Origin of the sequence: Rhodobacter sp. NSM, assembly GCF_052244495.1 — a bacterium.
Classification (GTDB): Bacteria; Pseudomonadota; Alphaproteobacteria; order Rhodobacterales; family Rhodobacteraceae; genus Cereibacter_A.
Map to the genome: position 1 here is coordinate 22,357 of NZ_JBQPXH010000017.1, position 24,686 is coordinate 47,042.

27 protein-coding genes and 2 pseudogenes are annotated in these 24,686 nt (G+C 65.1%); 11 read left to right on the forward strand and 18 right to left on the reverse strand.

Annotated elements, in window-relative coordinates:
- Nucleotides 1-431 precede the first annotated feature (431 nt).
- Nucleotides 432-1,112 (reverse strand): GFA family protein, encoded by a 681-nt coding sequence (locus ACTVZP_RS19575; RefSeq protein WP_443213850.1) that lies wholly within the window; start codon nt 1,110-1,112, stop codon nt 432-434.
- 6 nt (nt 1,113-1,118) lie between these two features.
- Nucleotides 1,119-2,027 (reverse strand): LysR family transcriptional regulator, encoded by a 909-nt coding sequence (locus ACTVZP_RS19580; protein ID WP_443213851.1) that lies wholly within the window; start codon nt 2,025-2,027, stop codon nt 1,119-1,121.
- A gap of 97 nt (nt 2,028-2,124) precedes the next feature.
- Between ACTVZP_RS19580 and ACTVZP_RS19585 the strand changes: the two genes are divergently transcribed.
- Nucleotides 2,125-2,943 (forward strand): SDR family oxidoreductase, encoded by an 819-nt coding sequence (locus ACTVZP_RS19585; RefSeq protein ID WP_443213852.1) that lies wholly within the window; start codon nt 2,125-2,127, stop codon nt 2,941-2,943.
- Between the two features lie 202 nt (nt 2,944-3,145).
- Here ACTVZP_RS19585 and ACTVZP_RS19590 read toward each other — a convergent pair whose 3' ends face one another.
- The 5 genes and pseudogenes from ACTVZP_RS19590 to ACTVZP_RS19610 all read right to left on the reverse strand — a co-directional run bounded on the left by ACTVZP_RS19590 (nt 3,146) and on the right by ACTVZP_RS19610 (nt 7,418).
- The gene (locus ACTVZP_RS19590) at nt 3,146-6,382 is read right to left on the reverse strand and encodes a CheR family methyltransferase (RefSeq protein ID WP_443213853.1); all 3,237 of its coding nucleotides are present in this window, start codon (nt 6,380-6,382) and stop codon (nt 3,146-3,148) included.
- Nucleotides 6,360-6,671, reverse strand: coding sequence for a type II toxin-antitoxin system RelB/DinJ family antitoxin (locus ACTVZP_RS19595; protein WP_443213854.1), 312 nt, complete (start codon nt 6,669-6,671; stop codon nt 6,360-6,362). The genes ACTVZP_RS19590 and ACTVZP_RS19595 overlap by 23 nt, the downstream gene beginning before the upstream one ends.
- A gap of 124 nt (nt 6,672-6,795) precedes the next feature.
- On the reverse strand, nt 6,796-7,029 hold the full coding sequence (locus ACTVZP_RS19600) for a hypothetical protein (protein WP_443213875.1): 234 nt from the start codon (nt 7,027-7,029) through the stop codon (nt 6,796-6,798).
- An 18-nt stretch (nt 7,030-7,047) separates the two neighbouring features.
- Nucleotides 7,048-7,092, reverse strand: a pseudogene (locus ACTVZP_RS19605) (hypothetical protein); the annotation flags it as partial.
- The gene (locus tag ACTVZP_RS19610; RefSeq protein ID WP_443213855.1) at nt 7,089-7,418 is read right to left on the reverse strand and encodes a recombinase family protein; all 330 of its coding nucleotides are present in this window, start codon (nt 7,416-7,418) and stop codon (nt 7,089-7,091) included. The gene ACTVZP_RS19610 and the pseudogene ACTVZP_RS19605, both read right to left, overlap by 4 nt.
- A gap of 98 nt (nt 7,419-7,516) precedes the next feature.
- On the opposite strand from ACTVZP_RS19610, the gene ACTVZP_RS19615 reads away from it, so the two are divergent.
- Together ACTVZP_RS19615 and ACTVZP_RS19620 are read left to right on the forward strand one after the other, a co-directional pair.
- Nucleotides 7,517-7,750, forward strand: a complete 234-nt coding sequence (locus ACTVZP_RS19615; protein WP_443213856.1) for a type II toxin-antitoxin system Phd/YefM family antitoxin — start codon at nt 7,517-7,519, stop codon at nt 7,748-7,750.
- The gene (locus ACTVZP_RS19620) at nt 7,747-8,268 is read left to right on the forward strand and encodes a type II toxin-antitoxin system death-on-curing family toxin (RefSeq protein WP_443213857.1); all 522 of its coding nucleotides are present in this window, start codon (nt 7,747-7,749) and stop codon (nt 8,266-8,268) included. Before ACTVZP_RS19615 ends, ACTVZP_RS19620 begins: the two co-directional genes overlap by 4 nt.
- A gap of 272 nt (nt 8,269-8,540) precedes the next feature.
- On the opposite strand, the gene ACTVZP_RS19625 is transcribed toward ACTVZP_RS19620, so the two are convergent.
- Nucleotides 8,541-8,762 carry a hypothetical protein gene (locus ACTVZP_RS19625; protein WP_443213858.1) on the reverse strand — a complete coding sequence of 74 codons (222 nt, stop codon included), beginning with the start codon at nt 8,760-8,762 and terminating at the stop codon, nt 8,541-8,543.
- Nucleotides 8,763-8,887: 125 nt separating this feature from the next.
- Entirely contained in the window at nt 8,888-9,628 is a 741-nt protein-coding gene (locus ACTVZP_RS19630) for a Crp/Fnr family transcriptional regulator (RefSeq protein ID WP_443213859.1), read from the reverse strand.
- 158 nt (nt 9,629-9,786) lie between these two features.
- On the opposite strand from ACTVZP_RS19630, the gene ACTVZP_RS19635 reads away from it, so the two are divergent.
- Entirely contained in the window at nt 9,787-10,023 is a 237-nt protein-coding gene (locus tag ACTVZP_RS19635) for a hypothetical protein (protein ID WP_443213860.1), read from the forward strand.
- A gap of 488 nt (nt 10,024-10,511) precedes the next feature.
- Here the strand turns inward: ACTVZP_RS19635 and ACTVZP_RS19640 are convergent, their stop codons facing one another.
- A complete protein-coding gene (locus tag ACTVZP_RS19640) occupies nt 10,512-10,655 on the reverse strand; it encodes a hypothetical protein (protein WP_443213861.1) in 144 nt (47 codons plus the stop codon).
- 701 nt (nt 10,656-11,356) lie between these two features.
- On the opposite strand from ACTVZP_RS19640, the gene ACTVZP_RS19645 reads away from it, so the two are divergent.
- Nucleotides 11,357-11,731 carry a hypothetical protein gene (locus ACTVZP_RS19645; RefSeq protein WP_443213862.1) on the forward strand — a complete coding sequence of 125 codons (375 nt, stop codon included), beginning with the start codon at nt 11,357-11,359 and terminating at the stop codon, nt 11,729-11,731.
- Nucleotides 11,732-11,980: 249 nt separating this feature from the next.
- Nucleotides 11,981-12,187: a cold-shock protein gene (locus ACTVZP_RS19650; protein WP_443213863.1), complete on the forward strand. Its 207-nt coding sequence runs from the start codon at nt 11,981-11,983 to the stop codon at nt 12,185-12,187.
- A gap of 263 nt (nt 12,188-12,450) precedes the next feature.
- Here the strand turns inward: ACTVZP_RS19650 and ACTVZP_RS19655 are convergent, their stop codons facing one another.
- Together ACTVZP_RS19655 and ACTVZP_RS19660 are read right to left on the reverse strand one after the other, a co-directional pair.
- Nucleotides 12,451-12,948, reverse strand: a complete 498-nt coding sequence (locus tag ACTVZP_RS19655; protein ID WP_443213864.1) for a BLUF domain-containing protein — start codon at nt 12,946-12,948, stop codon at nt 12,451-12,453.
- Nucleotides 12,938-14,548 carry a methyl-accepting chemotaxis protein gene (locus tag ACTVZP_RS19660; protein WP_443213865.1) on the reverse strand — a complete coding sequence of 537 codons (1,611 nt, stop codon included), beginning with the start codon at nt 14,546-14,548 and terminating at the stop codon, nt 12,938-12,940. Before ACTVZP_RS19660 ends, ACTVZP_RS19655 begins: the two co-directional genes overlap by 11 nt.
- 730 nt (nt 14,549-15,278) lie before the next feature.
- On the opposite strand from ACTVZP_RS19660, the gene ACTVZP_RS19665 reads away from it, so the two are divergent.
- From ACTVZP_RS19665 to ACTVZP_RS19680, 4 genes are all read left to right on the forward strand, one after another.
- On the forward strand, nt 15,279-15,902 hold the full coding sequence (locus tag ACTVZP_RS19665) for a LuxR C-terminal-related transcriptional regulator (RefSeq protein ID WP_443213866.1): 624 nt from the start codon (nt 15,279-15,281) through the stop codon (nt 15,900-15,902).
- 166 nt (nt 15,903-16,068) lie between these two features.
- Nucleotides 16,069-16,704 carry an autoinducer binding domain-containing protein gene (locus ACTVZP_RS19670; protein ID WP_443213867.1) on the forward strand — a complete coding sequence of 212 codons (636 nt, stop codon included), beginning with the start codon at nt 16,069-16,071 and terminating at the stop codon, nt 16,702-16,704.
- 342 nt (nt 16,705-17,046) lie between these two features.
- Nucleotides 17,047-17,238 (forward strand): hypothetical protein, encoded by a 192-nt coding sequence (locus tag ACTVZP_RS19675; RefSeq protein WP_443213868.1) that lies wholly within the window; start codon nt 17,047-17,049, stop codon nt 17,236-17,238.
- A 250-nt stretch (nt 17,239-17,488) separates the two neighbouring features.
- Nucleotides 17,489-18,511, forward strand: coding sequence for a calcium-binding protein (locus ACTVZP_RS19680; protein WP_443213869.1), 1,023 nt, complete (start codon nt 17,489-17,491; stop codon nt 18,509-18,511).
- Nucleotides 18,512-18,642: 131 nt separating this feature from the next.
- Here the strand turns inward: ACTVZP_RS19680 and ACTVZP_RS19685 are convergent, their stop codons facing one another.
- Both ACTVZP_RS19685 and ACTVZP_RS19690 read right to left on the reverse strand, forming a co-directional pair.
- Nucleotides 18,643-19,893, reverse strand: a complete 1,251-nt coding sequence (locus ACTVZP_RS19685; protein ID WP_443213870.1) for a calcium-binding protein — start codon at nt 19,891-19,893, stop codon at nt 18,643-18,645.
- A 449-nt stretch (nt 19,894-20,342) separates the two neighbouring features.
- Nucleotides 20,343-20,936, reverse strand: a complete 594-nt coding sequence (locus ACTVZP_RS19690) for a hypothetical protein (protein ID WP_443213871.1) — start codon at nt 20,934-20,936, stop codon at nt 20,343-20,345.
- 366 nt (nt 20,937-21,302) lie between these two features.
- Between ACTVZP_RS19690 and ACTVZP_RS19695 the strand changes: the two genes are divergently transcribed.
- Nucleotides 21,303-21,902, forward strand: coding sequence for a hypothetical protein (locus ACTVZP_RS19695; RefSeq protein WP_443213872.1), 600 nt, complete (start codon nt 21,303-21,305; stop codon nt 21,900-21,902).
- A gap of 806 nt (nt 21,903-22,708) precedes the next feature.
- Here the strand turns inward: ACTVZP_RS19695 and ACTVZP_RS19700 are convergent.
- The 4 genes and pseudogenes from ACTVZP_RS19700 to ACTVZP_RS19715 all read right to left on the reverse strand — a co-directional run.
- A complete protein-coding gene (locus tag ACTVZP_RS19700) occupies nt 22,709-23,218 on the reverse strand; it encodes a hypothetical protein (RefSeq protein WP_443213873.1) in 510 nt (169 codons plus the stop codon).
- 138 nt (nt 23,219-23,356) lie between these two features.
- Nucleotides 23,357-23,734: a hypothetical protein gene (locus tag ACTVZP_RS19705; protein ID WP_443213874.1), complete on the reverse strand. Its 378-nt coding sequence runs from the start codon at nt 23,732-23,734 to the stop codon at nt 23,357-23,359.
- A gap of 190 nt (nt 23,735-23,924) precedes the next feature.
- Nucleotides 23,925-24,089: pseudogene (locus ACTVZP_RS19710) on the reverse strand (IS256 family transposase); the annotation flags it as partial.
- Between the two features lie 240 nt (nt 24,090-24,329).
- Nucleotides 24,330-24,686: calcium-binding protein (locus ACTVZP_RS19715; RefSeq protein WP_458575426.1), on the reverse strand; the 357-nt coding region annotated here is incomplete at its 5' end.

A 24,686-nucleotide genomic window follows, 5' to 3' on the forward strand; every position in this document is an offset into this window, starting at 1 on the left:
AGCTACTAATGATCCAATAAGCCCGTTGGCGAGTATCCGACGGGCCTATTGTCTGCAATCTGCCGAAAATCCGAGTCCATAGATAGCGCCAGAAGCTCGGTTTTTCCTGTAGCCGAGCGGGCCCTGCCGGAAGTCCGACTTGCGGCGTCTGCCCGTAGAAATGCGCTTTGGCGGCGCGATCACGACGGCGCTCGGCTTCAACCTGCTCGTCACTCCACGGGCCAGCTTTGATCACCTTACCGCGGTCGATCACGTAGTGTGACCTGTGATCCGGCGCGCAAGTTTGACCCCTTTCGGCATTCGTCGGACCGTCCGTTGCGAGGCAGCGGGCGGAGTGGGCCGTCCGTGCCAAGTGGACCACCACACTTGGGCGAGGTGATCGTCGCAGCGCCGCATGACCGCTTCGAGCCCCATTGCAGGCGGTCGTCCGGTCATTCCCCGCGAAGCCAAGCCCTGTTTTCAGGAACGGTCTCGAACCTCAGCGCATCGTCAGGTATGACAACCCACGTCTGGGCACTTCGCAGGAAGACGTGATGACTGGGTCGCAGCCAGGATGAATTGTCCAATGTTCCGGGCTTAAGACTGATCTGGCCGGGGGTTCGGTCTGCCCGATGATGGATACGTGTCCCACAATACGGACAGAACGAATTGGTGAAGACCTGCCCACTGTCCGCCACGCGCCTGAAGGTTTTGAGTGTACCCTTCGTCAGCGAGAAACTCTCGGCAGAAATCCGCATCGCCATACCAAAGGCGCTTCCCGACTGGGTCTGGCAGATCGTGCAGTGACACGCATAAATAACTATCGGGGCGGCGCTGACCGTATATCGGATTGCGCCACATTCGCAGCCGCCATGATAGGGAGGGTTCAACCGTTTGTTCCTCGATACCTTGTTCAAGGCATACTTACATAGGCAATGAACGGCAGCAATGTCCGCGCTAGGGACCTTTGATTTGTCGAAATGCTGCGTGGTCGACGAATGGCCGGTCTGATGGAGCTGCGCCGCAGCGCTCGGCCACGAAGCGAAAGGCAGGTTTGGGCCGTCTGTGCCAGGTGGACCACCACACCTGGGCGAGGTGATCGTCGCAGCGCCGCATGGCTGCTTCGAGCCCATTGCGGTCTATTCGCTGGTTCTCTCCCTGGTTTCCTGCCGCAAATTCTCCAGGAAGAGAGTGAAAGCACGGGTTGGATGGCGCCGGCTCGAATAGAAGGCGTGATAGCCCGGAAACGGCGGGCACCAGTCGGCAAGGACCTCGACGAGCTGCCCTTCTTTCAGAAAGGGCGCGGCGAGATCTTCGAGCATGTAGGCCAAGCCCACCCCTGCGCAGGCGGCCCCGACGAGCGCGTCGCCTTCATTGACGATCAGGGACGGCGACACCTTTACAGACTCGGCATGTCCGTCCTTCTCGAACGACCACGGCGATAAGGCGCCGTCCGCCTTTCGGAAGCCGACGCAGCGATGCGTTGCCAGGTCGCGCGGCGTGCGCGGAGGATCGCGGGTGTCGAGGTACCGCGCCGCCCCCACAACGACAGCTCTCAACGGAGGGCCCACTGGCACGGAGACCATGTCCATCTCCAAGTCTTCGCGCAGCCGTATCCCGATGTCGAACCGTTCCGCGACGATGTCGACATGCCGGTTCTCCACGCTCAGCTCGCCGTCGATCTCGGGATGGGCCGCTATCAGTCGCGAGAAGGCCGGCCAGACAAGCGTGTCTGCGGCATGCTTGCCGCATGTCACCCGCAGGCGCCCGCCCGGTTCCTCGCGCAGCTGTTCCAGGTCCTCGATTTTCGCATCAAGCTCCGCGATGACCGGCGAGAGTGTGGCCAGCAGCCGCTCGCCTGCCGCAGTCGGGGCAAGGCTACGTGTCGAGCGGGACAACAACCTGATGCCCATCTCCCGCTCGAGGCGCTTGACGGTCTGGCTTACGGCGGACTGGGTCACGCCGAGGCTCCGTGCCGCCGCAGTGAAGCTGCGCTCTTCGGCAACGCGATTGAATATGACGAGGTCCGAGAACTTACGCGGGTTCATTCAGTAGTCTTACTAATTGGCCCGACAAATTTCGAGGCACTAATCCCATACTGCATCGATGGGATAATTATCAGTTCGCCAACCAAAGGAGGCGACTATGACTGACAAGGTATGGTTTATCACCGGCGCTGGCCGGGGACTTGGGCATCTGCTCGCCTGCGATGCACTGCGCGCCGGCGACAAGGTCGTGGCAACCAGCCGAAGCGTCGACGGGCTTGCCGAAAGCCTGTCCGCTCCGGACGACAGCCTGCTCGTGCTACCCCTCGACGTGACCGATGCCCGGGCGGCTTCGGCTGCGCATGATGCAGCCATGGAGGCGTTTGGCCGGATCGATATCATGGTCAACAACGCCGGCCGCGCCCAGCTTGGATGGTTCGAGACCATCCCGGAGGAAGACGTGCGCCGGCAGTTCGAGATCAACCTCTTCGGAGCGATGAACATTGCGCGCGCGGTGCTGCCCACGATGCGCCGGCAGCGCTCGGGCCTCGTCGTTACCATCTCGTCGGTGAACGGCCTGGTCTCGAATCCCGGCGGATCGATCTACTCGGCATCCAAGTTCGCGCTCGAAGGCTGGATGGAGGGCGTCGCCGAAGAGATCGCACCGCTTGGCATCCGCTCTCTCATCGTGGAACCGGGCATGATGCGCACAAACTTCCTCGACCCATCCACTGCACGACAGGGTCATCTCGAGATTGCGGATTATGCCGAGGCGGCGGACGGCTTTCGCACATTCATCGCGGAAGCAAACGGTGCGCAGCAGAACGATCCGGCGGCACTGTCCGCCCTGATCGTCGCCGAAGCGTCCTCTCCCGACCCGGCGCGACGGCTCTTATTCGGCGCTGATGCGCACGGATGGGCGAGCGCCAGGTGCCGGCAACTCGCAGCCGAGATCGACGCTTCGAGCGCCCGTGCCTGAGCACGGGCAATGTCCGCTTCGTCCGCTTGGCAGGCATGCCGGCGCAGAAAAATTCCCGAAGATTTCTTCGGGAGCTGCTGTTCAACAGGCGTTGTGCCCACAAGGCCATGAGCTGGGACCAGGAACCCTGGCAGGTGCCCGTCGACGTCAGTCGCCCGTCTTTGCCGGCGCAACGCGTCGGGGCCATCCACGATGGCCGGCTTCAGTCGGCGTCGCTGTCGCTTGCGGCATTCAGCGGGAAGGTCAGCGTCATGCGGAAGCCGTCCGGCTCGAAGTGCTCCTCGACGGTCCCCTGAAGCTGGCTCTGGACCTGCCCCTCGATCAGGGTGAGGCCGAAGCCCTTGTGGTCGGGGCGCGCCACGGGCGGACCGTCGTGCTCCTGCCAGACCAGGCGCACCTGTCCTTCCCCGGCCGTCCAGTCGAGGGACACACGGCCGGCGCCGCCCGAGAGGGCGCCGTATTTCGCCGCGTTGGTGGCGAGTTCGTGGATCACCATCCCCAGCGCCAGCGCCTGCGTGGGGGTGAGCAAGACGTCGGGCCCGGCGAGACCGATGCGTCGCTCCCCGTAGCCCCCCAGCGCCAGCCCCGCGAGATCGCGGATTGTCACCTGGCTCCAGGAGGCGCGCGACAGCAGGTCGTAGGCACGCGCCATGCCATGCAGCCGCTCCACCAGTGTGGCGATGAAGTCTTCGGCCGCCGACCTCCGTCGCCCGGTCATGTGGACGATGCTGATCACCACCGAGAGCATGTTCTTCACCCGGTGGTTCAGCTCGGCGATCAGCACCTTCTGCTGCGCCTCGGCCTGGGCGAGGCTGGTGATGTCGACGAAGGTGACCACCACGCCCTGCATCCCGTCGCCACCGTCGCAGTAGGGAGTGAGGCGGACGAGATAGTGCCGCTCGTCCCCCGTGGCGTCGAGCCGGTGTTCCAGGAGCTCGCCGCTCGCGAAGACGCGCGCGATGTGGTCCTGCAGTTCGGGGTAGTCGAGCACGCTCGCCAGTTCGGTGAGCGGCCGGCCCACGTCCGAGGCGCGCAGGTTGAAGAAGGCCGAGGCCGCCGGCGTGAAGTGCCGGATCACCAGGTTGCGGTCGAGGAACACCGTGGCGATCTGCGTCGCGCAGTAGAGATTGGCGAGATCGCTGTTCGCCCGATCCAGCTCCTCGACCTTGCTGTTCAGCTCGAGGTTGATGGTGCTCAATTCCTCGTTCAGCGACTGCATCTCCTCCTTCGAGGCCTCGAGTTCCTCGTTGGTGGATTGCGCCTCCTCGTTGACCGAGACCAGTTCCTCGTTCGAGGACTTCAGCTCTTCCAGCGCGGTCTCGTATTCCTCAACGGTGGATTGCAGACGCTCGCGCATCTCGCGCAGCTCGATCTCCAGCGCCTCGGCGGCGTGCGGTGCGGTGGCCTCGGCCTCGCTCGCCCGCGGCGCGGCCCCGAGCGGGCGGAAGAGCACGAGGAACAGGGGCTCGCCGCCCTCGCGCGCCTCGAGCGGCTCGACCGTCATCTCGACCCGCTCCGCCGGCTCGCCCCCGGCTGCCAGCAGCGTGGCGCACCGCTCCGCAATGCGCCCCGTTTCCAGTGTCTGGCGCAGGGCCGCGCGCAGGTCGAGCCTGAGTTCGCGCCGGACGAGTTCCATCAGCTGCCGGCTCGGCGCACCGCGCGGCGCCTCGAGGTATTGCCCGGTGCGGGCCGAGTAGAAGACGATGTCGCCCTGCCGGGTGATGACGACATGGGGCGGCGCGTGATGGTCGAGGACCTGGGCCTCGACCCGCTGGCGCAGGTGGTAGCCCGAGGCGGCCTGCGCGCGCTCGCCATCCTCGAACCGCGCCGGCACGGATGTGCTGCCCCCGAGCGCCAGCGGCAGGCGCGGCCGCCGGCCGTCGAGCCCGCGGCTCTGGAAGATGCGCTGCTTCTTGTCCACCGGCGCGAAGAGGTCGCCATGCGCCCCGATGCTTTCCGAGGTGCCGAGGAACAGGTAGCCGCCCGGCCGCAACGCATAGTGGAAGGTCGGGATCACCTGCTTCTGCAGGTCGGCTCCGAAATAGATCAGCAGGTTGCGGCACGACACCAGGTCCATCCGCGAGAACGGCGGGTCGCTGATCACGCTGTGCGGCGAGAAGATGCAGAGGTCGCGCACGTCCTTCGAGACGACGAAGCTCGCCCCCTCGCGCCGGAAGAAGCGCTTGCGCCGCTCGGGCGAGACGCTCTCCAGCATCGGCTCGGGGTAGCGCCCGGCACGGGCGACGCTGAGCGCCGCCTCGTCGATGTCGGTGGCAAAGATCTGCACCCGCGGGGCGGGCTCGGACGCCTCCATCGCCTCGCGCATCAGGATGCCGATGGAATAGACCTCCTCGCCGGTGGCGCAGCCCGGGACCCAGACCCGGATCGTCTCGTCGGCGCCCCGGCCCTGAAAGAGCCGCGGGATCACGGTGCCTTCCAGGGTGGCGAAGGCCTCCGCATCGCGGAAGAAGTCGGTGACGTTGATCAGCAGGTCGCGAAACAGCGCCTGCGCCTCGCCGGGCGTCGTGCGCAGCCGCTCGATATACGCCTCCAGCGACGGGATGTGAGCGACCTGCATCCGCCGCCGCACGCGGCGCAGGAAGGTCTTGCCCTTGTAGCGCGCGAAGTCGTGGCCGCAATGCGTGCGCAGGATCCGGGCGATCTCGTCCTGGACGCGGGCGAGGGTGCCGGCCTCGCTCTCCGTGTGTTCCCGCGCGACGATGTCGGCAAGCGCGCCGTGGCTCTGGTGGATGCGCTGCAGCGTCGGCCCCATCTCCTCGGCGGAGATGGCGAAGTCGACGAGGCCGCTCGCAATGGCGCTGTCGGGCATCTCGGCATTCAGCACCTCCGAGCCGTCCGAGACCTGCGCCACGGTGAGGCCGCCACGCTCCTTCAACGCCTTGACGCCCAGCGTGCCGTCGCCGTCGCCGCCCGACATGATGATGCCCACCGCGTTCTCGCCCTGATCGACGGCGAGCGAGCTGAGGAACACGTCGATGGGCTTGCGCTCGCGCTTCAGGCTGTCTTCCGGCTCAAGTTCGAGACAGCCGTGGCGGATGGTCAGGATATGGCCCTGCGGCATGACATAGACATGCCCCGGCACCACCTTCTGCCCCGGCGCGGCGATCTCGACCGGCATCGTCGTCTGCCGGCCGATCACCTCGTGAAGCAGGCTCTCGCGTTGCGGATTGAGGTGGGTGACGACGACGAAGGCCGCGTCGATGTCGTGCGGCATGTGGCGGAAGAAGCCCCCGAGCGCGCGGATGCCGCCCGCCGAGGCGCCGATTCCCACGATGAGCGGCTGGTCCTGCGTCACCGGCTGTCCCGTGCCCTCGGCCGCCGCTCGTTCCCGCTCCGCCGGACCGGCAGTCGCAGCACGCGCATCGGCGGAGGCACCCGCCTCCGCCGGCATCTCGTCATTCGTCCCGTGGCCCGACATCGCAGCCTCGCTTTCCGGAAGGATTCCCCACCCCGTCGTTCATGCTCCCGCCGCGGGAGCCCGCCGCACCATCCGCCAGCGCCTCGTGGATCTTGGCACGGAACCAGGTGTCATGCGTCGCACGATCCACGGTCAGGCCGCCGGGCAGGCCCCTCTCCTGGATGATCCGCGTGAGCAGGATGCGCACCGCCTCCGACATCGTCAACCCGATCGCGGCGAGCACCCCGGCGGCCTCGGCCTTCAGCCGATCGTCCACCCGGACATGAAGCCTGCGGGTCTGGCCGGGCAAGGCAGCACCTCCTGCCTGAAGTGTGTCTCTCGCAGGAGAGACGGGTCGAGCGCAGTGCGCGACCCTTGTTCCGCCGGAGGTGGAGGGCCTGGCCCGATGACCTTCATCCGTGGCCATTGATGTCTCAGAGCGCGCCCTGAAGACCGAGCACCCGCTTCCCGTGGTCCCTCAGCGCCCCGTCGGGTCCGACGTGGCGGTAGAGCGTGACGCGCCTGATCCCGAGTTCGGCGCAGAGTTTCGAGACCGAGGTGTCGCGGTCCTTCATCGCAGCCTGGGCAAGCCGGACCTGCGCCTTGGTCAGCGCGAACCGCCGCCCGCCCTTGCGCCCGCGCGCGCGGGCGGCGGCAAGACCCGCCATCGTGCGCTCGCGGATCAGGTCGCGCTCGAACTCGGCGAGCGTGGCGAAGATGCCGAAGATCAGGCGTCCGGCCGGAGTGGTGGTGTCGTCTCGGCGCCCTGGCCGGTCAGCACGCGCAGGCCGATCCCGCGATCCGACAGATCGCGCACCAGGTTCACCAGGTGCTTCAGCGTGCGCCCCAACCGGTCGAGTTTCCAGACAACGAGCACATCTTCCTGCCGCAGGGCACGCAGGCAGGCCTCGAGCCCCGGCCGGTCGTCGCGCGCGCCCGAGGCACGATCCTCGTAGATCCGTTCCGCCGATATGCCCGCGGCGGCAAGCACGGCGCACTGCAGCTCGAGGGACTGCGAGCCGTCCGCCTTGGACACCCGGGCGTAGCCGATGAGCATGTTGCACAAACGTTCCGTTTTGCCGCGCAGAGGCAAAGAAAGTTGACAAATTATCTATTTTATCTATAATAAAATTTTAGAAAGTAGGAGAATAAAAAATGCGCGTCACATCTACAGAGTTTCAGCAAAACGTCGGTACTTATAGCGACGCCGCGCAACGCGAACCGGTTATTATCACTAGTCATAACCGTGATCGCCTCGTGCTTTTATCGGCTGAAGAATATCGCTCTCTGACTGGTCAGACTGAGGGTGTATCGGAAGAACGCAAGCGTCTCATCCGTGAGCGTGCCGAATACCACCGGAACACCATCATCGAATTGGCGAACCGGTGACCGAGCCACGCTGGCTGGATCGGGAAGCCGTCGAAGCAATCCACGAAACTATGATCGACATAGGCGGCGGCTCGCATGGATTACGGGACGCCGCCTTGCTCGAATCTGCTCTTGCCAGGCCTCAGAACCTTTATGCCTACGGAGAACAAGATACCTTTCAGCTTGCCGCGAGTTATGCGGAAGGGATCGCCCGCAATCATCCTTTCGTGGATGGAAACAAGCGGACAGCTTTTGCCTCAGCCGATCTTTTTCTTGTAGAGAGCGGTTACAACTTGGAGAAGGCCAAAGCGTTTGAGCATGCCGAGATGATGGAAAAGCTCGGCCAAGGACATATCACGAGGGCCGAGGCTGCTGAATACCTCAAGGCGAACGTTCTTTCAAAGAAAGAAGATAGGCAGAAGGCTGGCGAGAAATTCGAGGAGAAATCGCGGAAAGACAAATGGGCTAGGCTAGAGGAGCTGGGAAAGCAAGCCGATCTTGACAAAGGAATGTCAAAAGACCTGAGCCGAAAGCGCTAGAATGTTCCCTGCATTTTCTCCTGATCTGATTAATTTTGGTTAATTAAGTCTTGCCGTGTGAATAAACATATTCACAGTGCTTCCGAAATTCCTCCTCGGTTATCTCCTGGACCTCCGGGCCTTGCTCGATGCGGCTGAGATAAGTGTGCGCATACCGTAGCGCACCCGTTGCGGCATCAGGTACCTGTGCCCCAGCTTTCAGACCCTTGCGCAGATGAACGCGCACAGGAACCGAATTGCCGAGCAAATAGTATCGGTAGCCACCGGCGGCATCAGTCAGGACCGAAGCCCTTACCGTCGCACCAGCCCTCGACCCTGTAGCAGGGGTCGCTCAAGCTTGTGACCTGCCACCAGTAGCCGCCCCGGTCCGTACATTCCGTCACGGGACCGTTCGGGGCGAGGAAGTTTGTTTTGCACCACCACTCGGCCTGCCATTCGCCGTTGCCACGCTCGGCCGCGAGGTTGTCCTGGCGCGCCATGCTCTCAAGAAGCATCAGACCCACGATGCCTAAAAAAGAGAGGCCGTCACGGCCAGGAGTTCATGGCGCAACCGGCCTTGATGGGCTGCACCCGGCTCAAGACGCATCGGCGTCCGGACCCTGGCCAACCCCGGCACCCTTCACAGCGCGGCGCTCAGCAGGGGTTCCTCCTGATCCAGATAGGCAATGTCGAAACCGGCCAGCCGCACCAGCTCGGCAAGGTCGAGGAACTCCACCTTGCCTTTCTGGAACCTCATCAGCCCCGTCTCCCGAAATCCGCGAAGCACCCGGTTCACGTGGATCGCGGTCAGCCCGAGCGCGTCGGCGAGATGATACTGCGACAGCGGGCAATCGAAGGAGGTCGCGGTCGCGAGACCGACAAGCCGCAGCCGCGCGTGGAGTTCGAGGAAGAAGTGCGCCAGCCGCTCCCTCGGCTCCCGGCGGCCGACGCCCACGAGATGTTCAACCACCATGGCCTCGTCGCGCGAGGCCGCCCACAGCACCGCCGCCGCCAGACGCGGCACGCGATTGAAGTCCCTGAGGAGATCCTGGATCGAGACCTCGGAGGCTTCGATCCTCGTCACCGGCATGATGTTGTGATCGGAGGTGCGGAACAGCAGCGACCGAAGCCCGAGGAAATCGCCCGGAACCTGGAAATCGACGATCTGCCGGCGCCCGTCCGGCAGCAGCTTGTAGGACGATGTCCAGCCGGAGGCGAGGACATGGGCCGAGTGGCGCTCCTGCCCCTGATGGATCATGTCCTGCCCCGGGGAATAGACGCGACGGCGTCGGTGCATGGCCTCGAGAACCGTCAACTCGTCCTCGGAAAGCACGGCGAAGGCGCCGAGCTTGCGGGCGAGAGGGCGGTTCGCGATCGACATGGCATCCCCGGCCGTCGAAGAGCGGCCCGTTGACCTGTCTATCACAGCGACCCGGCATGACGCTGCTCTGAATCAGTACCCGCCTCGCGAATGCTGCCATACTCGACGGGTTCGGTCGCCAGGCATCCGACCATCACCCCTGTCCTGAAGGTCCCATCATGCACGTGCATCCCCCGGACACTGCAGGAGTCGCGGCCCTGGCGATCTGCGAGGCCCTGCTTCTCTCGCTGCTCGACAGGAAGATCCTGCCCGAGGCCGAGATCGCGGGCATCCTCGAGGATGCGGCGGCGGCCCATGTGGGGCATCCCGAGGACGGCGATGCCGAGTTGCACAGGGCGGCGGCCCGGCTGATCGCCGGGATCAGCGTCGGGCAGGATACGCTGCGACGGAGATGAGGGGCTCGGGTGCGGCACGTTCGGAAGCGGCCCGCGACGGGCGAGGGGATTTCACGGTGCCTATTGATGCGGCGGTATTCGGACAGTTCGTTTCATGACGGCGGGCCGGCTCTTTCGCAAGGAGGAGCCGGTCCTCATTATCCGTGCTCGGACCACGCGGCTCCCCGGGGAACGGCGGTCATTTCCGGCCGGATTTCCGCAGCGGCTTGGGCTCCGCAGGCAGGGCCGCGAGTATCGCGTCGCGTTCGAGCCGTGCGGCCCGCTGGCGCGCGACCTGTGCATTCCGCGCATCTGTTTCGGCGGCGACAATTGCCTTGGAGGCAGCGTCGGCGCGCTGTGCGGCATGGCCAGGACTGGCGCGAAGGGGATCGGGCTTGGGGGATGGCATTGCTGTTCCTTGTTCTGTCATCGAGGGCCGCCGTCGCGCGCACGGTCCGGCGGCCGCAGGGAAGGCCGGCGGATGCATCCGCCGTCCCGCGTCGCACGGTTCAGGGCTTCTTCAGGGGGCTCGTGCCGGACGACAGCGCCGAGGCCGAGTGGGTGCGCGTCACAGTCACGACGGCGGGCGCCTTCTTCGGCTGTTTCGGCTTCTTCGTCTGCCGGTCTCCGCGGATGTTCATGCCTTTGGCCATGGGGCTCTCCGGTTGAAGGGGTCCCGGCAGGCACGCGCCGGTCGCGGTTGCAGGAGAAAAATCGCAGGCATTTTCGGGAAGACGCGGGGGGTCGAGAGGCGCCTCCAGTCCCGCCCGTGGTCCGGAAGGCGGGGCGCGGTGCAGATCCCCGTGCCATGCCTCGAGATGGGGACGACGGGTCCCGAAAGCAAGGTCCGACGAGATCCGGCCCTTTCAGGGCGGCCTGCCACGCGACGCAGGACTGCCCGCATCAGGAGGTCGCGTCATCTTTCGATCCTCTCGTCAGGACAGCACTGCACGGTCGCTTGCAAGGGAGAGCAGCCATGGAACGACGCACCCTCCACTGGAATGCTTCCTTCCGGGCCGCGTTCCGGCTGGGTCGCAACCTTTTCCCATCGGGAACGTACGAGATCTGCGCCGAGGTGGATGCCAACCATCAGCCGACGGAAGATTGCTGGCGGGAGATCCAGTTCTACATCACGATCGAGCACTGGAACCGGCGCGAGCGGCGTCCAATCGATCTCCGCGCCCTGGATGGTGCCCTGCGCCGGGATCGCGCCGCGGTCGCCTCTGCGAATGCGAACGTCGTCCCGCCGGACCGGTCAATGCCGACACCGCGGGAACGGCCGCTCCGGACATTCGCCGCGCATGAAGCGCCTCAGCGGATCGCGAGCGGGCCCCGAGACAGGAGGAGGACCATCATGGCCGACCGCATCGTCCGATCCACCGCGGTGTTCCTGCGGCCGTTCCGCCTGCCCGGCTTTGATGGCGAGCTTCCGGCCGGCCGCTATCAGCTCGATACCGAGATCCGGGCCCCGGCGGGCCTGTCGGATCCGGCGGCATGGCGGGCGTCGGTGGTGATCCATCTTCATCCCCCCGCGGACATGCCCAACCTCGCCCGGGCCCTGACCGTGCGGCTGGCGGACCTCGACGCGGCGGTCGCGCGCGACGAAGCGTCCGGCCAGCCGCTCGACCGGTTCTTCCTGCAGGCGATGCTGGACGATCCCATGATCCGGATGGTCATGGAGGCCGACGGGGTCACCGAGGCGGACCTGCGCCGCCTCTACGAGCCGTGACCGTCCCGGGATCGATCGAAAGCCCCCGCTCGCGGCGCCTGCGCGGAAGACCCCTTGGCTCCTGCTCCCGGCGCCCCGATGTCATGTTTTCGATCGAGGCTTGTTTCGAGGGGCGATTTCTGTCATGCAGGCAGGGCTAAGCATCCTCTTTCGACCTTCTGTTTCCTTGCGGCTTCAGTTGCGACTCTGACGACACTGAGCCAGGCCACCGCATAAAGCGGGTGGCACACAAGACAAGGAAACATCACGATGGCCAATGGCACCGTGAAATGGTTCAACGCCACCAAAGGTTTCGGCTTCATCGCTCCGGCGGGCGGCTCCAAGGACGTGTTCGTTCACGTCAGCGCGCTTGAGCGCGCCGGCATCCGGCAGCTCGATGACGGCCAGGCCGTCACCTTCGACCTCGAGCGTGACCGCAACGGCCGCGAGTCGGCGACGAACCTCGTTCTCGCCTGAGCGCACCCTCTTCGGATCGACATGGACGGGCGGCCATTGGCCGCCCGTTTGCTTGCCGGGGTTGTCCATGGGCGCCTGTCGGCGGCATCCGTGAAGACCGGACAGGCCGTTCCGCCAGGGGTGCCCTGCAGAAGGTCGGCCGTAACGCCGTCCGGATCCCGCGCGCGAGCAGGGCGGCCGTTCACGCCGATCCGACGGCACGCCCCAGCGCGTCGAGCAGACGCCGCGGGCGGATCGGCTTTCCCGACTTCCGGGCCGAGAAATCAGGCTGACGCGATCGGCGCGAGATCCTCGTCCCATTGGTCGCGCCGCAGGGGCGCTTCCATCATTTGGGCCCCTCTGGCCATGGACAGGTCCGTCGCAGCCAGCCTCGCGATGATGCTGGCATGAATCCTCGCAATCTCCTCATGGTCCCCGTCGTCGAGCAGCTTCAACTCGGGCACAAGCTCATACAGGTCCCGGCGCGAGACCAGCTGCATGGACCAGTTGGGAAAGCGTCGCCTTTCGATCCCGGACAATCCGAAGGCCACCAGCCCCTCGTGGCGGGGATCCCTGGAGATGCAGGAGAACAGCTCGTTGCAGCCGCTTCGTGGCCCCTCGAGCGTCTGCACGAAGTGGAAGCCGTTGTAGAACAGGATGCCGGTGATCCCGAGACGGGGGTTCATCACGCGGCTCATCCGGACGATGTTCAGGATATCCGCCTGCGGATCGGCAAGGCGGGCGCGGCTCTTGTAGGTCAGGGATATCAGATCACCCGACATGGCGGCGATCCGACATGTCGAGGCCGAAGCCGCGCCCCACCACACGGGGCACCGGCCTGGAGGCAGGGCGACGTTCCGGCAATGGCGTTGCAACGGGGCCCGTCTGGACCTGGCCGGTGCGGAAGAAGGCGACCGCATCCTTGAGCTGGTCGGCCTCGGTCGAGAGTTCACCTGCCCCGCTCGCCAGCGCCTCCGCCGCGGTCGTGTTCTGCTGGGTCACCTGATCGAGCTGCTGGATGGCCAGCGCCACCTGCTGAGCACCGACCGAGAGCTCCCGCGAGGCGGCAGAGATGGACGAGACAAGTTCCGAGGTTCGCTCGATGTCGGGAACAAGCCGGTCCAGCATCTCGCCTGCCGTTCGGGCCGTGGTCGAGGTTCGCGCCGAGAGCTGCGAGATTTCGGCGGCGGCGGACTGGCTGCGTTCGGCGAGCTTCCTGACTTCGGATGCGACAACCGCGAAGCCGCGCCCATGCTCGCCGGCCCGGGCGGCCTCCACGGCGGCATTGAGCGCAAGAAGGTCGGTCTGGCGCGCGATCTCCTGGACCACCGTGATGCGATCCGCGATCTCGCGCATCGCTGCGACCGCCTCGCGAACCGCCATTCCCGAGGTCCGCGCATCATCGGCCGACTTGGCAGCGATATGTTCCGTCTGCCCGGCATTGTCGGCCGTCTGCTTGATGTTCGCCGCCATCTGCTCGACCGAAGCCGAGGCTTCTTCGGTCGCAGATGCCTGCTCATTGCTGCCCTGCGAGAGCTGTTCGGAGGTGGACGCCATCGTCTGGCTGTTCGCCACGACCTCACCCGTCGCCGCCGTGACCCGCCCGACGACATCCCGGAGCTTGACGATCATGGTGTTGTTGACTTCGAGAAGGTCTGCGATCTCGTCCGACCCCCGCCGCTCCGCGAGCATCGTGAGGTCGCCCTCGGCGACCCGCCGCGAGAGGGCAAGAGCACTGCCAATTCCCCGGGTGATCGAGCGGATGACCGTCATGGCCGCGAGACCGCCCGCGATGACCGCCGCGAGGGCGAGCAGCGACAGGTTGAGCAGGTTGGCGCGCGCCTTTCGACCCGCCTCCTCTGTCGCCGTGGCCATCTGGGCGCGATAGACATCACGGAAGGCTTCCAGTTCCCGCGCCAGGGCCTCCATGCCCTTGCGGGAATCGGTGGCGAGAAGACGGGCGGCCTCCCGGGCCTGCCCATTTTCGGCCAGGGAGAAGACCTGATTGTTGATCGCGGCCGCCGCCTTCCGTTGCTCGCTGTAGGCGGCAATCATCGGTTGTCCGGCCTCGTCGGCCAGTTCATTCAGATGATCAATGCTCGCGCTCATCGCCCCCCGGAGTCTCGTGATGTCCTCCTTCAGCGCCGCACGCTCCGCCGCGTCGCCTGCGAAGACATAATCGCGAAGCACTATGTTGAACTCCGCCTGCTCGACCTCCAGCTGGCGGGCGGCATCCACCCGGGCCGCCAATGAACCGGCAATTTCCTCTATCGTCCGGTTGGAATGGCGAAGGTCGATGATGCCGAGAACCGTACCGGATCCCATCAGCATGAAGACCAGAAGGAAGGTCATGGCGAGCTTGTACTTGATGGAGACTTTCACCTATGGGCTCCTCGTTATGGTCGCCTGCGGGCAGGTGATCCCGACAGCAGGTCACAGTTTGCCAAAGGCCCTAGCCGTCTCTGCCGCTGTCGGGCAGCAGGGAATTCGGCTGGGCAACATGGCGTGGTGCTGCCTCGGGGATCCCAAGGGAAGTGCCGGTACCCGAATGACCGTAAGACGCCTCCGTTGGAGGGGCTTCCCCACCCTCGACCAGGCGGCCAACCGGCAGGCACCCTGCTCTCCTCCCGATGCCCGGATCAATGTTCCCTTCCTCCGTGGAGTGGACCCCGCGGGCTGGACCACGGGGGCCCTTCTTCGGAGGGAAAGCGCAGCGGATGCAGCCGCTGGGAAGATCTTCGCCAGCCCCGTGCATCCGCCAGCAACTCGGACAAGCAGCGGCTGGCGCGGCTCCCGGAGGACCCACTCACGGAGCAGCCCTCCGAGCAACCCCCATCTTTCGGATAGGGAGCACGCCATCAGCCCGTCCCTGCGGTCGTCCGGCAAGCGATATTGCCCCACCCGACACCTTGGGACATATCCCGTGATGCAAGGATCCTTCCCAAGATAGGGTGCGGCGTCCCGTTTCCCGTGTTAATCGCCCATGAGACGGTCGGATGAAGGGGATTTAACCAGCTTCGGGTTCAATCCGGAGTCCCGCCCATTCCGGACCGGCGATCGCGCAAGACGGTATACTGCCTGTGACCGCAGGCTTTTTTCATAGCCAGAATCCATGCCGAAGAAAACAATTGCCATTGCAGACGACCACTGCCTGGTCCGCGAAGTGATGGCCAATTATCTGACGGTCCAGATGGAGGCGGACGTTCGGCAGGCAAGTTCCGTCGAGGAGCTTGAAACCCTCATCAAGGCGGAGGGGCCCTTCGACATCATCCTGCTCGACCTGATAATGCCGGGCATGATGCCGGGACTCGACGCGATCCCGCGCCTCCTGGAACTGAACCAGCAGCATCCGATTCTGCTTTTTTCCGGCAGCGCCTCCGCCGGAGTGGTTTATGAGGCGCTGGAGCGGGGGGTCTCGGGCTATGTCGAGAAAAGCCAGAGTGCCCGCTCGCTCGTCAATGCCATCAATTTTGTTCTCGCCGGCGAAGTCTATCTGCCGATGTCTGTCCGCCTGAATGCTGTTCGTCCCTCCATTACGGATGAGAAGGGCCTGACACCCAAGGAGATCGAAGTCCTCCGCTGCCTGACTGAGGGCATGATGAACAAGGAAATCGGACAGAGCCTCGGCGTGAGCGAGGTGACGATCAAGATGCATGTCCGCTCGATCTGCGCCAAGCTGAACGTCAAGAACCGGACCCAGGCGGCCATGATCGGGTCCCAGTTCCTTCTCGTCTGATCAACAGATCCGGACCGCCGCCAGATCCCGACCTACCGGAAGGCCGGCGGCCCGCAACCATCAGATCCTGGCCTTCCCCGGGATAAGAACCAACGGAGCCGCCCCTGCCGTGCGGCCCGATCCTGGCGAGGATCCAGGACATGCAGGACCATGATCATGAGTGGGTATGAGTAGGCGCTTTGAAAAGGAAAGGCTGCTGCTTCGCGCATTCGCTCCCGCCGGCTATTATATCGGGAGGCGGATACGGTTTCTCGCCCCCGAAACCGAACTCAACTCGCTGCCAATCGGGCTGATCGAAGCCTACTCCACCCGGGCCATGGCTCTGCACGACCCCCTGATGCGGTGGGCCTTCCAGAACAGCGGCACGCTCCGCTGGAGCGAACTTGCCGATCGCGACCCTGCCGGTGTTCTCGCCGAATTTCGCCGCCACGGCCTCATTCACGGCGCCGTCGTCAGCATCCTCACCCAGGGCAGGCAGACCCTCCGGACCATCGGGATTTTTGCCAGGGGGGACCGGAATTACAGCGATTCGGAGCTTCTGCATCTCCGGCAGATCCTTGGAAAACTGCATGGGCCCATCGAACTTGCCCTCTCCGCCCGGCAACTCGAGGTCCTGCGCCTGCTTGCCAAGGGCCATCGCTACAAGAATATCGCTCATATCCTCGGCATCACGGAGAGCGCGGTGAAGGCGCGTCTCAAATCCGCAGCCCAGGCCACTGGAGCCAGAACTCCCGCCCAAACGCTGCGCATGGCTGTCGATGCAGGCCTGCTGAACATGGATCAACCAGGTCCGAACGTATGATCTTATGATTAAGCTTATGTAACTAAATATTTAAACGTCCATGATGACACGTGATCACAGATGCGTTACAAGTCAGGCGGGGTGCTGGCCAAACGCCTGCCCAAGACGGTGACCCCAACTGCCGCACCTCTGCTGCTGTGGTTCCGCCCCATGCAGCACGGACGCCCAGGCCTTGCCGGGCGTCCATCTTTTTATTGCCATGCCACCCGCAGCGTGGCGTCTTTCGGCGGAACCCCACCTCCCTTGGATAATCCGCCGAAACCAAAGACAAGTGCATGCCTCCCCCGAAGGATCGTACACTTGTCCTGTCGCAGGCAGCAGGGTCGCAGGACGGGAGGCCGCATGTATATCTCGAATGAGACAGGCGAGGACCGCCCGGAGCCAATGCCCTCCGGGCGTCCCATCAATCTTGAAGCGGTAAAGCGCGCCCTCGATCGTCAGGCCGAAGAGGAACGCAGGGTTCCGGCCGCCTTCTGGCTCGTCGTGGGCCCGGGCCTGCTCATGTTCACCCTGGCTCTGGTCGCTCTCGGCTGACCCGCTGCCTTCTTCCCCGAAATGCCGATCAAGCACAGGCGCTGTTCTTGCGCTGTCACGGCTCGCTCGGAAAGACCCAGCTTGCGAGCGCATATGGACGCTGTCCGCAGCCTGCCACCCGGAAGGGCGCATTCTCCCGCAGCAGACCATCCCTGGCCAAACGGAGATGGGCTGCGGCGTTGACATGACCATCCACCCTGATAGCCTCGCAGCATCTTTATTCAGAAGACACGATTAAAAGAGTTGAATCATGACGACATTTTACTGGAGCGGAAGCTATGCTCACCGCACTTTCCGGGATCTCGGCAGCCCCTACGACCCTACGGAAGTCACTTCGTATGATGTCTATGGCATCTACAGTACCTCGATCTGGAGCGGAAGTTCGCGGGACAGGATCGTGGGAACGGCCGGCACCGATCTCATCTTCATGGACAGCCTGGGTCATTCCACACCCCGGATCACCGGCATCGCCACCATCCATGCTGGCGCGGGCGACGATCTTGTGGACTTCACGTCCCAGCGGTTCACCTATGGCCCCGTCCGCTTCGACGGCGGAACCGGAAACGACTGGCTGCTCGGCAATGACGGCGCAGACACGATTTCCGGCGGCAGCGGAAACGACTGGCTGAAGGGCTATGCCGGATCCGACCGCCTGATCGGCGGTTCAGGAGCGGATTCCATCCTCGGCGGCAGGGGCACGGATGTCCTTCTGGGGGGCAGCGGCAATGACCAGTTGGCGGGGGAGGAGGGCCACGACCGCCTGTTCGGGGGGCTCGGGCGCGACTTCCTCAGCGGCGGGGCGGACAGGGATGCGCTCTGGGGCGGGGACGGCGCGGACAGGATCCTGGGAGGCGCGGGACATGACACCCTCGTGGGCGGCGCCGGAAACGACATCCTGGCGGGCGGCAGCGGAAACGACAGGCTCCTGGGAGGCCTCGGCACCGACCTGCTGCGTGGCGGAGCGGGCGCCGACCTCTTCGTGTTTCACAATGTCCGGGACTCGGCACCGGCGGGTCGCGACAGAATCCTCGATTTCGGACCTGCGGATCGTATCGACCTGCGCGGGATCGATGCGGATGCGACCAGGGATGGCGATCAGGCCTTCCTGTTCATCGGCTCCAGATCCTTCTCCGGCCGTGCGGGGGAACTGCGCCACGACCTCGTCCGCGGGAACACCTTCATCGGCGCCGACATCGACGGGGATGGCCGCGCCGACTTCAGCCTGCGCATCGACGGCGCCGTCGGCATGGGGGCGACCGACTTCCTGTTATAGCAAAGCCTGCAGAGGCACAGGCAAGTCCGGCCCAAGAGCCCGCAACCGCTCCGGCCAGGCAGAGGCCGGAGCAGGGCTACCGGCGAGCCTGCCGCGAAGACACGCGCCGGAAGGCGCGTGCCGTGCCGGCCCTAGATGACGAAGAAATCGGTTGCCGAAAGAAGGTGCGGCGTGTCCAGCATGGCGAACTGGATCGCCTGCCCCCTGCCGCTGCCGTCCGCGTCGTAGAACAGCCGGCCGGTATCGGCCTCGAGGATGATGCGATCCTCCCGATCGAGGGCCCGGCCCGAGTTGTTCGCGGCAAAGGCCTCCTCCGGCAGACGCCCGACCCCGAGGGCGCCGAACACGGCATCGTCTAGCTGAATGCGATCCTGCCCCGCCCTGAAATCCGCGATCCGGTCGATGCCGGAGTCGAACGGCTGGTTGAACAGGAAAGTGTCGGCACCAGCCCCGCCCACGAGCATGTCCTGGCCGGCATCTCCCACCAGCCTGTCGTTTCCCGATCCGCCAATCAGCGTGTCGTGACCCGCACCGCCGCGCAGAAGGTCATTCCCCGCGCTCCCGCTGATCCTGTTCGCAAGGGAATTGCCGGTCAGCCTGTCATTGAACAGTGATCCGGCAAGATCCTCCATCGAGCGGTAGACGTCGCCGGAAGCCTCTCCGGTGTTCCTGGAGGGATTGGCAAGGCTCGCCGTCACACCGGTTGTCGCGGTCTCGTAGCTTGCCGTGTCCCGGCCCGGGCCGCCGGACAGGACATCCGCACCCGCACCGCCCACCAGGCGGTCATTGCCGCCCATTCCCTGCAGGATATTTTCCCCGGCATTGCCCCTGATGGTCTGCGAAAACGCGTTGCCGGTCAGGTTGATGGCCCTGCTGCCGGCCGGATTGATGCTTTCGAGGATCTCGATCCTGCTGTCCGCGGACAGCGTGTAGGACACGCGGGCCCGGACGGTATCCGCCGGATCGGGCTCGTTGTCATACTGCGGAACCCAGGTCTCGTAGATCCGGTCGCGCATGCTGTCCACGACAAAGACGTCGCCGCCGTCGCCGCCGTACATGTGATCGGAACCAGCTCCGCCGTCGAGGTGGTTTCCCCCGCCTCCGGCCTGAAGGATGTCGTTCCCGGCGCCCCCGAACAGCCGGCTGTCCGTGTTGCTCCAGAAGACGCGGATGTAGTCGTTCCCATCCTCGCCATACAGGCGGTTGATCCCCGTGCCACCCTCGAGCGTGTCATGCCCGTTGCCGCCCCAGATGTAATTGTCGCCGCCGAAGCCTCCCGCAAGAAGGTCGTTGCCGCCATAGCCGTACATGTAGGTCGAAATGGAAAAATCATCCGGCCCTGCGAGCCGGTTGTCGCCGTTGTTTCCCCTGATCGTGGGCATTGTTCATCCTGTCGGAAATGGTGAAGTGAATAAACTGCTGGAAATCTGGACGGGTTACCTGCTCCCCGGGTGAAGAGACCGCCTTCGCCGGTTGCCGCCGGCGCCGGACAGGGAGCAGCCATGACCAGTATCCACATCAATACGCACCCGCAAGTCCCTGACCACGCTGATCGAGAGACGGCTGTCCTCGCTCGATGACGGTCGGACCTGTGAAGCTTGCGACCCGGCTTTCGGACGGCCCGCCATTCCAGCCGATCCAGATGCGCTGGTGGGCGTCTCGGCTGCCTTGGGTTACTGCGCAGATCGTGCGGCGGAGCCAGAGCGTGCCCGGACTCCCGGAATGCGTCAGCTGCTGGTCCGCCTGATGCACAAGTCGGCCGGGGGCAGGGCTTGAAGGCGACCATTGCCCTTCAGGGCCATGCAGTTCCACCTGCCCCGTCCTGCGGACGTCATGCCGTTCGCTTCGCACTCTCCTGGCTGCGCCAGCGGATGTCGATGGTGTAGCCCATGACATCGCATATGAACTCGTTGAGGTCGTCGGGCTTGTACGTTCGATAGGCCTCCGACCGGATCCGCGCCATCAGCGACAAGCCGACCGCATGAAGCTCCGGCGCCTTCTTCTGAAAAGGATTTGCAAATCCCTCCGGCCGGAAGCCCGGAACAAGAAAGACCGGGGACATGTCGCGGACCAGATCCCGGAAGACCAGAAGCTCGTTTTGCGTCCGCTCCTCCCGATCCCGGCACAGATCGGAAGGATAGGCCGCCACGATGGTGCAGCACCGGAGCAGGCCCTGCAACTGCGGCCTCTCCCCCCGGTCGGTCTCGAAGACCACGTCCGGACCCTGATGGCTGCGCCGCATCACTGTCTGGCCCGGAGATCCCTCCGCCGCTTCCCGCTCCAGCACATGCTCATAGAACCGCTGCAGCGCATCGCGTGCGCTGGCCAGGAACGCCCTCTTCTGGATGTTGTAGGCGGTGCCGGGATCTTCCGCATTGGCTCCCCGTCCCGAGATGTAAGCCACAAGCGGCATCACAAGGCCCATGAATTTCCCCTTTTGAAAGGCGCATGCGGGAGCGCGCGTCAGCACGGTTCCCGTCCTGCGGGACCCGAGGGTGTGGTCACGCGCCCCCCGGGTGAGGTCAACCCGGACTCGGCCAAGTCGCGCCTTTTGCCCAGTATCCTCTGACTAAAGAGGAAAACGACCAGATGCAGAAGAGATCGCAAGGACGAGGATCCGCCCGGTGACCCGGACTTCCCGACCGCCGGATAGAACCCGTTCCGGATCATTTGCCGGCAGGAGCCCGCCTTTCCTGCCACGCGCATCTTTCGACATCCGACCCGCAAGACCCAAGGATGCGGCTCTTCCGAGCTGCCGCTTCCTGCCTGCAACTCACTCGAAGGACACCTCATGGTCCCCCATCTCAATCACGTCATGCTCCTGAACGGCCATTTTGCACGGCAGCTTCGCAGCATGGTCTCCGACGACGCCGTGGCCAGCGCCCGCAAGCTGCTGAACGCGGCACTGGCCGGCACATATCCCGCCCTTCCCCTCGACGACGGCCAATGGCTCCTCGATGCGGTCGCTTCGGGCCAGAACCTCGTGGCCATCCTCTGGGCCCGCTCCCCCCGTCTCCGGCCGATCTTCAGCATCGGCGTGGCCCTCGATCCCGATACCGCGCCCGCCCTGTGGCGCGCCCTGCATGAAACCTCGTCGGTGCCTGCGGTCACCAATCCAGATCATCCCCCCCGGGCCCCCTGGATCGCGGACCGGATCGAGCCCGCGGCGTCCGACCATCTCGATGCCGCATTCTGGACCCGCGACTTCGGCCGCTGCCTCGCCTGGGCCTGGGTCGAGAAGATGCGTGAGCGACCCTCGCACGGGGGCGGTGAGGACCGCTCCTTCGAAGCCGGCGCTACCGGCGGGAAGAACGGGCCTTCCGGAGGCGCGGCACCGGGATCCGCCGGCGCGTGTCACTCGACCCGCCCGAAGAAGGCGCGGCAGGGTTGACCCGATCCACCGGGAGGGTCCGGGCGGTCGTCGCCCGAGCCCTCCGCCTTGGCCAGGAGTCCTTCAACAGCGAGGTCGGCCACCTCCCGGCGGCACCGCATCGCTGCAACGGTGCCGGCCTGCCCCCGCAGGCGACAGGCTCCCGGACGATCCTCCGGGCGGGCTGCGCCCCATGCGGGCCGGCGTTACCTTCATCCTTCCGGCGAGGACGGCAAATGCGCCGCCTGCCCTGAGGGAGTCGCCATGCCATGGATGCTTCAGCAGTTCGAGGACATCTGACGGCTGTTGCCTGCGCGAGCGACCCTGACGGCCGGCAGGACCTTCATGGGCGCCACTGACTTCATCTTCGCCTTGCGCGAGGAGGCGAAGGCCGGCCATGCGGAGCTAATCCGGACATCCGGGAACGATCGGAAGACCGGACATGCGGCGTCTCACACAACCCGGAGCAAGCCGCACAGGACGCCGATCCGGAACCGGGCCCCTGCCGGCCGTGCCCAATGCCCGCTGCATGTGCTGACTTCGGCTCGCCGCCCGGATCCCGCATGCTTCATCCCGGCAGGCCCGACCGCAATCAGCAGGAGTTCGGCACCAGGCTTGCCAGAGATTCCTTCATCCTGATCCCGGGCACCGCGTGGCGTCACAGCGGGAATCTGGCCGTCGAGGTTCAAGCCGCGATCTTGAGGAGATCTCGCCGAAAACCCGCACGTCCATGGCGCCAGCCTGACGGGTGGCCCACCCTCGAAGGCAGCCCGGCCTCGCGCCGCCCCCGGCCGAAGGCAGCGCGGGGCCGCAACCGGGCCCGGGCCTCAGGGAGCGGCCGGCGACAGCACATGGCAGGGCTCGTCAGGGACAAGCCCCTGCAGGTGCCGCAGATGATGGTGAAGGGCCTGCTGCGTCTCGAAGGTGTCCCAGGCGTAGCGACCACGCTCCAGGCCCGGCGCAGGATGTGGGGACCAGACCAGGACGAGCCAGGGCCAGCCCTCGGCCGGCGGAGGATAGACCGCGACATTTGCGGTGGCGCCGGGCCCCAGCGACAGGCCGGTGGCCGGACGCGAAACCGCCCTGTCCGGTCCGCGCCGGAAATCGAGCGCCCCTTGCGTCACCGGGCAGGGCCTGGCCAGCTGCTTCAGGACATCCTCCCGTTCCTGGCCGGTTTCGCAGATCCAGGTCTTCCAGCGCGATCCCCTCGCAGCGGCCACGAGGCCCGGGATCTTCCCCATGACAATGTCCGGCATGCCGGCAAGATAGCCCTTGTAGATGGCGATCGGCATCCAGCTGCGGATCGGATCGTTGAAAAGTTGGTCACGGGTGACCATTCGTATCTTCCTTCAAGTGGTGGTCATGCACCCTCCACAGGGCAATGACCCGTTCTGACTGTCCGGACGGCGGGACCCGGAAGGACAGGGAGACCGGGCCAGACGCCGGCCCGGGCGAAGCGGTCGGAGCGGGGTCGCTCAGGTCACCCGACGGATCATGTGCTCCTGCTGCAGACCGTCCCGGCTGTAGACCAGCAAGGGCTGCCGGCAGGTGGAGGGAGCGAGTGCGCGGTCGAACAGGCGCTGATCGAGCAGCATGCGAAACGGCGTGGCGGTGCCGTCGTCGAACCAGAGCGTTGCCACCCGGCGATTGCACAAGACACCGGTCTCGATGTCGACATGACGGGCCGTGGCCATGTCCGGCAGCGCCCGGCACTGGCTGTCCGGAACCAGCAGGCGCCAGGCGCCGGCATTCCCGGTCATGGCAAACAACCCCTGCCGCGCCGGCGGGCTGTCCCAGTAGCTGGTGCTCTCGATCCGCATCCCGTCGTTGATGATGCCGTAGACGTAGGTCATGTCTTCCTTCTCCGCCGCAGGACGATCCTGCGATGCCCTGAAGATCTCCCGACGGCGGGCGATCCGTCAGCGGAGGGTCACCTCAGGGGAGGACCGCGGGGTGAGGGTCACTTGCCCCCGTGCAAGGCGGAGCCGGAATGGGACTTGTCGAGGCGTCGGTTCAGGCAGAGAGCGGGCTACGTTACCTGAGCTGCGCCAAGCGCTCGCCGCTCTTCTCGCCATAGTCGGCACCAGTCTTGGCACCTAGCTCGAGTTCCATCAGCCGCTCGGCGGCGAAGCCGATCATCTCGCACAGCAGGTCCCCATCGGCGCTCTTCTCCACCAGCGCACGGAGGCCCATCATGGGTTTGGTCATCGGGGCATCCCTCGGTTCAGGTTGGCTCAGCAACCCGACCCTACCGAAAAACCCGATGACCACCGCGCCGCCGTACGCTTGTTACGGCGCTTGATGTGAGCGGGCGAGCGGGCGGCGGTGCTACCGGCGAGCTACATCATTTGAAGGGCACGTCACCCATCGAGCCGGCGGCGGCGGATCATGGTCCGGCCGGCAGAACGAGCATTTCGAGCAGGCATCAACTCCTTTGACAGACACCGTTCAGATCACCAGGAAATCGACCGCCGTGAGGCTGAGTCCAGCAGAGATCGTCGCGAACTGGATGCGCGCTCCGCTTCCGGTGCCATCCGCATCGTACCAAAGCGCCCCGCTGTCCTTCTCGTAGATCAGCCGATCGAGTGCGTCCGTGGCTTTGCCAGTCATGTTCGATGCAAATGCGGAGGCGGCAAGCGTACCTGCCGAGAGCGTGGTAAAGATGGCGTTTTCCAGCAGGATTGTGTCGTCGACCACGCTGAAGTCGTTGATCCGATCAATGTTATTTGTGGTGAGTCTGGTGTTGAAGACGAAAATGTCCGCTCCCGCGCCGCCCGTCAGCCTGTCGTTGCCGAGGCCACCGAT

What these genes read in the sequence shown, in the direction of transcription:
- ACTVZP_RS19675 (WP_443213868.1), top strand. Translation starts at nt 17,047, where the DNA reads ATGTATATCTCGAATGAGACAGGCGAGGACCGCCCGGAGCCAATGCCC.
- ACTVZP_RS19575 (WP_443213850.1), bottom strand. Translation starts at nt 1,112, where the DNA reads ATGGGCTCGAAGCAGCCATGCGGCGCTGCGACGATCACCTCGCCCAGG.
- ACTVZP_RS19600 (WP_443213875.1), bottom strand. Translation starts at nt 7,029, where the DNA reads ATGGCGGGTCTTGCCGCCGCCCGCGCGCGCGGGCGCAAGGGCGGGCGG.
- ACTVZP_RS19700 (WP_443213873.1), bottom strand. Translation starts at nt 23,218, where the DNA reads ATGGTCACCCGTGACCAACTTTTCAACGATCCGATCCGCAGCTGGATG.
- ACTVZP_RS19610 (WP_443213855.1), bottom strand. Translation starts at nt 7,418, where the DNA reads ATGCTCATCGGCTACGCCCGGGTGTCCAAGGCGGACGGCTCGCAGTCC.
- ACTVZP_RS19655 (WP_443213864.1), bottom strand. Translation starts at nt 12,948, where the DNA reads ATGTCGGGTGATCTGATATCCCTGACCTACAAGAGCCGCGCCCGCCTT.
- ACTVZP_RS19680 (WP_443213869.1), top strand. Translation starts at nt 17,489, where the DNA reads ATGACGACATTTTACTGGAGCGGAAGCTATGCTCACCGCACTTTCCGG.
- ACTVZP_RS19670 (WP_443213867.1), top strand. Translation starts at nt 16,069, where the DNA reads ATGAGTAGGCGCTTTGAAAAGGAAAGGCTGCTGCTTCGCGCATTCGCT.
- ACTVZP_RS19615 (WP_443213856.1), top strand. Translation starts at nt 7,517, where the DNA reads ATGCGCGTCACATCTACAGAGTTTCAGCAAAACGTCGGTACTTATAGC.
- ACTVZP_RS19705 (WP_443213874.1), bottom strand. Translation starts at nt 23,734, where the DNA reads ATGACCTACGTCTACGGCATCATCAACGACGGGATGCGGATCGAGAGC.
- ACTVZP_RS19635 (WP_443213860.1), top strand. Translation starts at nt 9,787, where the DNA reads ATGCACGTGCATCCCCCGGACACTGCAGGAGTCGCGGCCCTGGCGATC.
- ACTVZP_RS19695 (WP_443213872.1), top strand. Translation starts at nt 21,303, where the DNA reads ATGGTCCCCCATCTCAATCACGTCATGCTCCTGAACGGCCATTTTGCA.
- ACTVZP_RS19640 (WP_443213861.1), bottom strand. Translation starts at nt 10,655, where the DNA reads ATGGCCAAAGGCATGAACATCCGCGGAGACCGGCAGACGAAGAAGCCG.
- ACTVZP_RS19665 (WP_443213866.1), top strand. Translation starts at nt 15,279, where the DNA reads ATGCCGAAGAAAACAATTGCCATTGCAGACGACCACTGCCTGGTCCGC.
- ACTVZP_RS19650 (WP_443213863.1), top strand. Translation starts at nt 11,981, where the DNA reads ATGGCCAATGGCACCGTGAAATGGTTCAACGCCACCAAAGGTTTCGGC.
- ACTVZP_RS19585 (WP_443213852.1), top strand. Translation starts at nt 2,125, where the DNA reads ATGACTGACAAGGTATGGTTTATCACCGGCGCTGGCCGGGGACTTGGG.
- ACTVZP_RS19625 (WP_443213858.1), bottom strand. Translation starts at nt 8,762, where the DNA reads ATGCTTCTTGAGAGCATGGCGCGCCAGGACAACCTCGCGGCCGAGCGT.
- ACTVZP_RS19630 (WP_443213859.1), bottom strand. Translation starts at nt 9,628, where the DNA reads ATGTCGATCGCGAACCGCCCTCTCGCCCGCAAGCTCGGCGCCTTCGCC.
- ACTVZP_RS19685 (WP_443213870.1), bottom strand. Translation starts at nt 19,893, where the DNA reads ATGCCCACGATCAGGGGAAACAACGGCGACAACCGGCTCGCAGGGCCG.
- ACTVZP_RS19590 (WP_443213853.1), bottom strand. Translation starts at nt 6,382, where the DNA reads ATGTCGGGCCACGGGACGAATGACGAGATGCCGGCGGAGGCGGGTGCC.
- ACTVZP_RS19690 (WP_443213871.1), bottom strand. Translation starts at nt 20,936, where the DNA reads ATGGGCCTTGTGATGCCGCTTGTGGCTTACATCTCGGGACGGGGAGCC.
- ACTVZP_RS19645 (WP_443213862.1), top strand. Translation starts at nt 11,357, where the DNA reads ATGGCCGACCGCATCGTCCGATCCACCGCGGTGTTCCTGCGGCCGTTC.
- ACTVZP_RS19580 (WP_443213851.1), bottom strand. Translation starts at nt 2,027, where the DNA reads ATGAACCCGCGTAAGTTCTCGGACCTCGTCATATTCAATCGCGTTGCC.